8 protein-coding genes are annotated in these 7,931 nt (G+C 72.1%); 6 read left to right on the top strand and 2 right to left on the bottom strand.

Annotated features, from left to right (window positions below; all coding sequences use genetic code 11):
• Positions 1–170: 170 nt before the first annotated feature.
• Entirely contained in the window at positions 171–470 is a 300-nt protein-coding gene (locus tag ACFV9H_RS28225; protein WP_385403464.1) for a YciI family protein, read from the bottom strand.
• A 26-nt stretch (positions 471–496) separates the two neighbouring features.
• Between ACFV9H_RS28225 and ACFV9H_RS28220 the strand changes: the two genes are divergently transcribed.
• The gene (locus ACFV9H_RS28220; RefSeq protein ID WP_385403461.1) at positions 497–1,177 is read left to right on the top strand and encodes an endonuclease V; all 681 of its coding nucleotides are present in this window, start codon (positions 497–499) and stop codon (positions 1,175–1,177) included.
• Positions 1,178–1,258: 81 nt separating this feature from the next.
• Here ACFV9H_RS28220 and ACFV9H_RS28215 read toward each other — a convergent pair whose 3' ends face one another.
• On the bottom strand, positions 1,259–2,458 hold the full coding sequence (locus tag ACFV9H_RS28215; RefSeq protein ID WP_385403459.1) for a saccharopine dehydrogenase family protein: 1,200 nt from the start codon (positions 2,456–2,458) through the stop codon (positions 1,259–1,261).
• Positions 2,459–2,540: 82 nt separating this feature from the next.
• Between ACFV9H_RS28215 and ACFV9H_RS28210 the strand changes: the two genes are divergently transcribed.
• From ACFV9H_RS28210 to ACFV9H_RS28190, 5 genes are all read left to right on the top strand, one after another.
• Complete coding sequence (locus ACFV9H_RS28210; RefSeq protein WP_385403480.1) at positions 2,541–2,945, top strand: MmcQ/YjbR family DNA-binding protein; 405 nt, start codon at positions 2,541–2,543, stop codon at positions 2,943–2,945.
• A 94-nt stretch (positions 2,946–3,039) separates the two neighbouring features.
• Positions 3,040–4,434 (top strand): CaiB/BaiF CoA transferase family protein, encoded by a 1,395-nt coding sequence (locus tag ACFV9H_RS28205; RefSeq protein ID WP_385403456.1) that lies wholly within the window; start codon positions 3,040–3,042, stop codon positions 4,432–4,434.
• Complete coding sequence (locus ACFV9H_RS28200; RefSeq protein WP_385403453.1) at positions 4,434–5,468, top strand: LLM class F420-dependent oxidoreductase; 1,035 nt, start codon at positions 4,434–4,436, stop codon at positions 5,466–5,468. The genes ACFV9H_RS28205 and ACFV9H_RS28200 overlap by 1 nt, the downstream gene beginning before the upstream one ends.
• Before the next feature lie 12 nt (positions 5,469–5,480).
• On the top strand, positions 5,481–6,623 hold the full coding sequence (locus ACFV9H_RS28195; protein ID WP_385403450.1) for an acyl-CoA dehydrogenase family protein: 1,143 nt from the start codon (positions 5,481–5,483) through the stop codon (positions 6,621–6,623).
• 70 nt (positions 6,624–6,693) lie between these two features.
• Positions 6,694–7,908, top strand: a complete 1,215-nt coding sequence (locus ACFV9H_RS28190; protein WP_385403447.1) for an acetyl-CoA C-acetyltransferase — start codon at positions 6,694–6,696, stop codon at positions 7,906–7,908.
• The last annotated feature ends 23 nt before the right edge of the window (positions 7,909–7,931 follow it).

The raw sequence follows: 7,931 nt of genomic DNA, 5'->3' as shown, positions 1-7,931 counted from the left end.
GGTCTTTCCGTGGCGGGACGGTCTGTCAAGGGCGGCCGCAGGCCGTCGCGCAGCGACGCGACCGAAGGGAGCGCCCTTGACAGGCCGGCCCGACACGGAAGGACCATGGGACTGACGGGAAACCCCCAAGCCCTCCCTGATACCGCCCAGCCGTCACCCCCGCGGCCGCCTCACGCCAGCGGGCTCTCCCGCACCGTCGACAGGTCCGCCGACGTCTTCGTCGCGATGAACTCCGTGATGCGGTAGGCGCAGACGCCCGCCACCGTGAAGGGATCCTCGGCCGCGATCTTCTCGATCTCCGCCCGGGAGACCCCGCCCGCCAGGATCACGCCTCCGTCGCGCGGGACCTTGCGGCCCGACGCGAGGAAGATGCCGGAGGCGTAGTAGCCGTCCAGCCAGGAGATGTGGGCGTCCATCAGGTCCTCGACGGCTTCGATGGGCGCGGTGTAACTGAGCTCCATTACGAACATGATCGCCAGGCTACTCTCGCTGCATCATGACGAGTGTGAAGACCCCCGCCGACGAGGCCGAGGCCCGGGCGATACAAGACGAACTACGCCATCAAGTCGTGCTCGACGAGCCCGGTCCCCCGCCCGGACGCGGGCTCGTCACGGGCGTCGACGTCGCCTACGACGACGAACGCGACCTGGTCGCCGCCGCAGCCGTGGTGCTCGACGCCGCCACCCTGGAAGTGGTCGAGGAGGCCACCGCCGTCGGGCACGTCAGTTTCCCCTACGTGCCCGGACTACTGGCCTTCCGCGAGCTGCCGACCGTACTCGCCGCCCTCGACGCCCTGACCGCCGCGCCCGGCCTGGTCGTCTGCGACGGCTACGGTCTCGCCCACCCACGCGGCTTCGGCCTCGCTTGCCACCTCGGCGTGGTCACCGGCCTCCCCACCATCGGCATCGCGAAGAACCCGTTCACCTTCACGTACGAGGAACCGGGCACCCGGCGCGGAGACGCCGCCCCGCTGCTCGCGCCCGACGGCACCGTGGTCGGCCGGGCGCTGCGCACGCAGGACGGCGTCAAGCCGGTCTACGTCTCCGTCGGGCACCGGGTCTCGCTGGACAACGCCTGCGCCCACGCGCTCGCCCTCAGCCCCCGCTTCCGGATCCCCGAGACCACCCGGCACGCCGACTCCCTCTGCCGCCGCGCCCTGCGCGAGGCGGCCGGGTGACACAGTGGCACGAGCAACACGGACGCCACGAACGCCACGAACGCCACGGACGCCACGGACGCGACGGACGCCACGGACGACTCAGCGCTCGTCCGCGACCCGGAAGGTGATCCCCGCCTTCCGGAGCCGGTCCAGCAACGCGTCGCCCATCGCCACGGCCGTGGTGAGCTGACCGACCCGGTCGGGCAGGGTGTCGTAGGCCAGGCAGAGCGCGGACTCCGCGAGCATCTTCGCCGTCTCCCCGTAGCCCGGGTCGCCGCCCGCCACCTCGGTGAACACGCGCCGGCCGCCGCCCTCGCCCACGAACCGCACGCTGAACCAGCTGCGCGCGCGGCGCTCCGCGTCCGGCCCCTGCCCCGACTCCCAACGGCTCATCAGCCACCGCCGGGCGGACGGGACCTGAGCCAGCGCCAGCGTCGCGCCCACGGCCGCCGTACCGCCCACCGCGACGGGCAGGTGCTTGACGGAGGCGTAGTGCCGGTAGCGGAAGTCCGGGCCGTACCGCTCCAGCGCGGCCGCCGACCGCGCCACGATCGTCGGGTCCAGCGTGGGGAGCGGCAGCGCCCAGGTGCCGGTCTCCCGGCTGAACCGCGGTGCCCCCACGGGCCCCCGGGCGCGGCGGCCGAGCAGCCGGGGCTCGTGCAGTCTGCGGGCGTGCGCGGCCGCGAAGGTCTGCGGGCCGCGCCCCATGGCGGTCAGCGCGGAGGCCAGGGTCCCGCCGGAGAAAAGGGCGTTGGACCGCATGAACCCGTCGACCCGGAGGGGAACCCCCTCGGGCAGCCGGGACACCGTGAAGTACGCGCCGAGGTCTGCCGGGATCGAGTCGAAGCCGCACGCGTGCACGAGCCGGGCGCCGGTCTCCCGGGCCCGGGCGTCGTGCTCGACGTACATCCGGTCCACGAACTCCGGCTCCCCGGTGAGGTCCACGTAGTCCGTACCCTCCTCGGCGCAGGCGGCGACGAGCTCCGCCCCGTGCCAGACGTACGGGCCGACCGTGGTGGCCAGCACCCGGGTGGACGCGGCCAGTTGGCGCATCGCCCCGGCGTCCCCGGCGTCCGCGCGGAGCAGGGGCAGCTCCGCGCACGAGGGGTCGATCACCGCGAGCCGCTCGCGCAGCCGTTCCAGTTTCCCGAGGTCGCGGCCGGCCAGCGCCCACCGGCAGCCGGCCGGGGCGTGTACGGCGAGGTACTCGGCGGTCAGGGCCCCGACGAACCCCGTCGCGCCGAAGAGCACGATGTCGTAGGCCCGTTCGGGCCCGCCCTGCGGAACCTGTGCGTTCATGACCGCTCCTCCCGGCTGGTGTCGGTGGCTGAGGCTAGCGTGAGGAGCGACTGTCCGCGCGAGCAGGTAGGACCTGCGGGAACTGGAGGTGTCGGTGAAGGCTGCGGTGCGCAAGTGGGAGGCGGTGCGGGAGTTCGCCCTCGGGCTGCCGGAGGCGGTGGAGGACCACCCGTGGGGGCCCGAGGACTGCGTGATCAAGGTCAACAAGAAGATTTTCCTCTTCCTCGGGACCGTCGACGGGCCGCAGCAGCCAGGGCTGTCGGTGAAGCTCCAGGACGAGGCGCTGCACGGCCACGCCATGGCCGCGCCGGGGGCGGAGCCGACCGGGTACGGCCTGGGGCGGTCCGGCTGGGTGTCCGTCCCGCTGGGGGAGAAGGGGGCGCCGTCGGTCGAGGTGCTGTGCGAGTGGGTGGAGGAGAGCTACCGGGCCCGCGCGCTCAAGCGGCACGTCAAGGAGCTCGACGCCCGGATCGAGTCAAACGACTAAGCGCTTGCTCTTGTGCTGACGGGGTCACGTTCCTAGCATCGCTGGTGTTACATCAGTTGTGTCACACCGTGCGGCTAACAAAGCTGGGGGCTCGATGGCAGTGACAGGGAACGGGAACCAGGCCGGGACCGAGTCCGGGACCGAGTCCGGGACCGAGTCCGGGGCCGAGTCCGGGGCCGAGGCCCAGACCGGGACCGGGGCCGGGACCGAGGCCGGGACCCAGTCCGAGACCGGGACCAGGGCCAGCACCAAGGTCGGGCACGGCCCGCTCGCCGGCGTGCGCGTCGTCGAACTGGCGGGCATCGGCCCCGGCCCGTTCGCCGCCATGCTCCTGGCCGACCTGGGCGCGGACGTCGTACGCGTGGACCGGCCCGGCGGTGGCGGGCTCGCGGTCAATCCGGCATACGACGTCACCAACCGCAACAAGCGCTCCGTCCTGGTCGACCTCAAGTCGGCAGACGGCCCGGCCACTGTCCTGGACCTGGTCGAGCGGGCCGACGTCCTCATCGAGGGCTTCCGCCCCGGGGTCGCCGAGCGGCTCGGCGTCGGGCCGGCCGACTGCCACGCCCGCAACCCTCGGCTGGTCTACGGCCGGATGACCGGCTGGGGCCAGGAGGGCCCCCTCGCGCACACCGCCGGGCACGACGTCGCGTACATCGCCGTCACCGGGGCCCTGGGCATGATCGGCAACCCGGACGAGCCCCCGGCCGTCCCCGCCAACCTGGTCGGCGACTACGCGGGCGGTTCGCTCTACCTCGTCATCGGCGTCCTCGCCGCGCTTCAACACGCCCGTACCCCCGGCGGAGCCGGCCAGGTCGTCGACGCGGCCATCGTCGACGGCACCGCCCACCTCACCGCCATGATCCACGGAATGATGGCGGCCGGCGGCTGGCAGGACCGCCGCGGGGCGAACCTGCTCGACGGCGGCTGCCCCTTCTACGGCACCTACGAGACCTCCGACGGCCGGTACATGGCGGTCGGCGCGCTGGAGCAGCAGTTCTACGACACCTTCGTGGAACTGCTCGGCATCAAGGACCGGGCCCCCGCCCGCAAGGACCTCGCCCGCTGGGGCGAGCTGCGGGAGGCCGTCGCCGCGCGCTTCAAGACCCGTACGCGCGCGGAGTGGACGGCCGTCTTCGAGGGCACCGACGCCTGCGTGGCACCCGTACTCTCCCTGCGCGAGGCCCCGGAGCACCCGCACCTCGCCGCCCGCGGCACCTTCACCGACTTCGGCGGGATCGTGCAGCCCGCCCCCGCCCCCAGGTTCTCGGCGACCCCGGCCGCCGTCACCGCCGGCCCGGCCCAGCCGGGCTCGCACACCGAATCGGTGGCTGCGGACTGGGACGTACCGGCCCTGCTGAAGAACGCCCTGGCCGAACCGCACGACGCACCGGCACATCGGCAGACCGACGCACCGGCACATCGGCAGACCGACGCACCGGCCGAGCCCACGACCGACGCACCGGCACAGCCGAAGAAGGACGCCTGATGGAACTGTCCATGATGCTCGACTACGCCGGCGACGCCCGCCGGGCCGCCGACCAGGCGGCCGAGCTGGAGTCGGCGGGACTCGACGCCGTGTGGGTCGCCGAGGCCTGGGGCTTCGACTCCCCGACGATCATGGGCTACCTCGCCGCCCGCACGGAGCGGTTGAAGATCGGCTCGGCGATCCTCAACGTCTACTCCCGCACGCCGGGCCTGATCGCCCAGACCGCCGCCGGCCTCGACGCGGTCTCGGGCGGCCGGGCGCTGCTCGGCCTCGGCGCCTCCGGCCCGCAGGTGGTGGAGGGCTGGCACGGGAAGCCGTACGACAAACCGCTCGGTCGGACCCGCGAGACGGTGGACCTGTGCCGCCGCATCTGGCGGCGCGAGACGATCGATCACCACGGCATCACCGACATGCCGCTGCCGCCCGAGAAGGGCGGCCGGCACGGCAAACCGCTGAAGATCCTCACCCGACCGGTGCGCAGCGCCATCCCCGTCTACATCGCCTCGCTCGGACCGGCCAACGTCGCGATGACCGCGGAGATCGCCGACGGCTGGCTGCCCACGCTCTTCATCCCCGAGAAGGCGCGGGCGGTGTGGGGCGCCCCGCTCGCCGAGGGCGCCGCCAAGCGGCCCGCGGAGCTCGGCCCGCTGCAGACCGTCGCGGGCGGCCTGCTCGCCATCGGCGAGGACGCGGCCGCGGTACGGGACCTCGCGCGCCCGCAGATCGCCCTGTACGTCGGGGGCATGGGCGCGGTCGGAAAGAACTTCTACAACGACCTCGCCGTGGCCTACGGCTACGAGGAGGAGGCCCGGAAGATCCAGGAGCTGTACCTCTCCGGCCGCAAGCGCGACGCCGCGGCCGCCGTCCCGGACGAGTTCTGCGAGCTGATGACGCTGTGCGGGCCCGAGGGCTACGTACGCGAGCGGATCGAGGCCTTCCGCGAGGCGGGCGTCACCATGCTCAACGTGACGCCGGTGGGCCCCGAGCCGGGCGACCGCGCCCGTCTGATCGAGACCGTCAAGAACTGGCTTTAAGGAGCCGCATCGATGAAACGCCAGCTCTTCGACGCCGACCACGAGGCGTTCCGGGAAACCGTCCGCACCTTCCTCGCCAAGGAGGTGCTTCCGCACTACGAGCAGTGGGAGAAGGACGGCATCGTCAGCCGCGAGGCCTGGCGTGCCGCCGGCCGGCAGGGGCTGCTCGGCCTGGCCGTCCCGGAGGAGTACGGGGGCGGCGGCAACACCGACTTCCGCTACGCCGCCGTCATCGCCGAGGAGTTCACCCGCGCGGGCGCCCCCGGCCTGGCCATCGGCCTGCACAACGACATCATCGGGCCCTACCTGACCTCGCTCGCCACCGAGGAGCAGAAGCGCCGCTGGCTGCCCGGATTCTGCTCGGGCGAGACCATCACCGCCATCGCGATGACCGAGCCGGGCGCGGGCTCCGACCTCCAGGGGATCCGCACCAGCGCGGAGGACCGCGGCGACCACTGGGTGCTCAACGGCTCCAAGACCTTCATCTCGAACGGCATCCTCGCCGACCTGGTCATCGTCGTCGCCAAGACCACCCCCGAAGGCGGTGCGCACGGCCTCTCCCTGCTGGTCGTCGAGCGCGGGACGGAGGGCTTCGAGCGCGGCCGCAACCTCGACAAGATCGGCCAGAAGGCCCAGGACACCGCGGAGCTGTTCTTCAACGACGTACGCGTCCCCAAGGAGAACCTGCTCGGCGAGCTGAACGGCGCCTTCGTCCACCTGATGACCAACCTCGCGCAGGAGCGGATGGGCATCGCGATGGCCGGCATCGCCGCCGCCGAGTACCTGCTCGAGATCACCACCCGGTACGTGAAGGAGCGCGAGGCCTTCGGGCGGCCGCTGTCCAAGCTCCAGCACATCCGCTTCGAGATCGCCGAGATGGCCACCGAGTGCGCGGTCACCCGTACCTTCCTCGACCGCTGCATCCTCGACCACGCGAACGGCGAACTGGACCACGTGCACGCCTCGATGGCCAAGTGGTGGGCCACCGAGCTCCAGAAGCGGGTCGCCGACCGCTGCCTGCAACTGCACGGCGGGTACGGATACATGACCGAATACCGGGTCGCGCGGGCCTTCACCGACGGCCGCATCCAAACCATCTACGGCGGTACGACCGAGATCATGAAAGAGATCATCGGCCGCTCCCTCCTCGGCTGACCTCCCCTCTGGCCTTCCCTCTGGCCTCCCCTCTGACCTCCCCCTTGGAATCCTCCGAAAGGCTTGACCAGTGAGCACCGAAGCTTACGTATACGACGCGATCCGCACCCCGCGCGGCCGCGGCAAGGCCAACGGCGCCCTGCACGGCACCAAGCCGATCGACCTGGTGGTCGGCCTCATCCAGGCCCTGCGCGAGCGCAACCCCGGCCTGGACCCCGCCGGCATCGACGACATCGTGCTCGGCGTCGTCGGCCCGGTCGGCGACCAGGGCTCCGACATCGCCCGCATCGCGGCCATCGCCGCCGGACTCCCGGACACCGTGGCGGGCGTGCAGGAGAACCGCTTCTGCGCCTCCGGCCTGGAGGCCGTCAACCTGGCCGCCGCCAAGGTCCGTTCCGGCTGGGAGGACCTGGTCCTGGCCGGCGGCGTCGAGTCGATGTCCCGCGTCCCGATGGCCTCCGACGGCGGCGCCTGGTTCAACGACCCGATGACCAACTGGGACGTCAACTTCGTCCCGCAGGGCATCGGCGCCGACCTGATCGCCACCATCGAGGGATTCTCCCGGCGCGAGGTGGACGAGTATGCCGCGCTTTCCCAGGAGCGGGCGGCCGCGGCCATCAAGGACGGCCGCTTCGCCAAGTCCGTCGTCCCGGTCACCGACCGCAACGGCCTGGTCGTCCTCGACCACGACGAGTTCGTCCGCCCGGGCACGACCGCCGACACCCTCGCCAAGCTCAAGCCCTCCTTCGCCGACATCGGCGAGCTCGGCGGTTTCGACGCGGTCGCCCTGCAGAAGTACCACTGGGTCGAGAAGATCGACCACGTCCACCACGCGGGCAACTCCTCCGGCATCGTCGACGGCGCCTCGCTCGTCGCCATCGGCTCCCGTGAGGCGGGCGAGCGGAACGGTCTCACCCCGCGCGCCCGGATCGTCTCGGCCGCGGTCTCCGGCTCCGAGCCCACCATCATGCTCACCGGGCCCGCCCCGGCCACCCGCAAGGCCCTCGCCAAGGCCGGCCTGACCATCGACGACATCGACCTGATCGAGATCAACGAGGCCTTCGCGGGCGTCGTCCTGCGCTTCGTCAAGGACATGGGCGTCTCCCTCGACAAGGTCAACGTCAACGGCGGCGCGATCGCGCTCGGCCACCCGCTCGGCGCCACCGGAGCGATGATCCTCGGCACGATCGTCGACGAACTGGAGCGCCAGGACAAGCGCTACGGGCTCGTCACCCTCTGCGTCGGCGGCGGCATGGGCGTCGCCACCATCGTCGAACGTATCTGAACCGTCCTGATCCCTGATCCCAC

This window comes from Streptomyces sp. NPDC059874, from assembly GCF_042731135.1.
Classification (GTDB): domain Bacteria; phylum Actinomycetota; class Actinomycetes; order Streptomycetales; family Streptomycetaceae; genus Streptomyces.
This window is presented reverse-complemented; position numbering and strand designations above follow the sequence as displayed.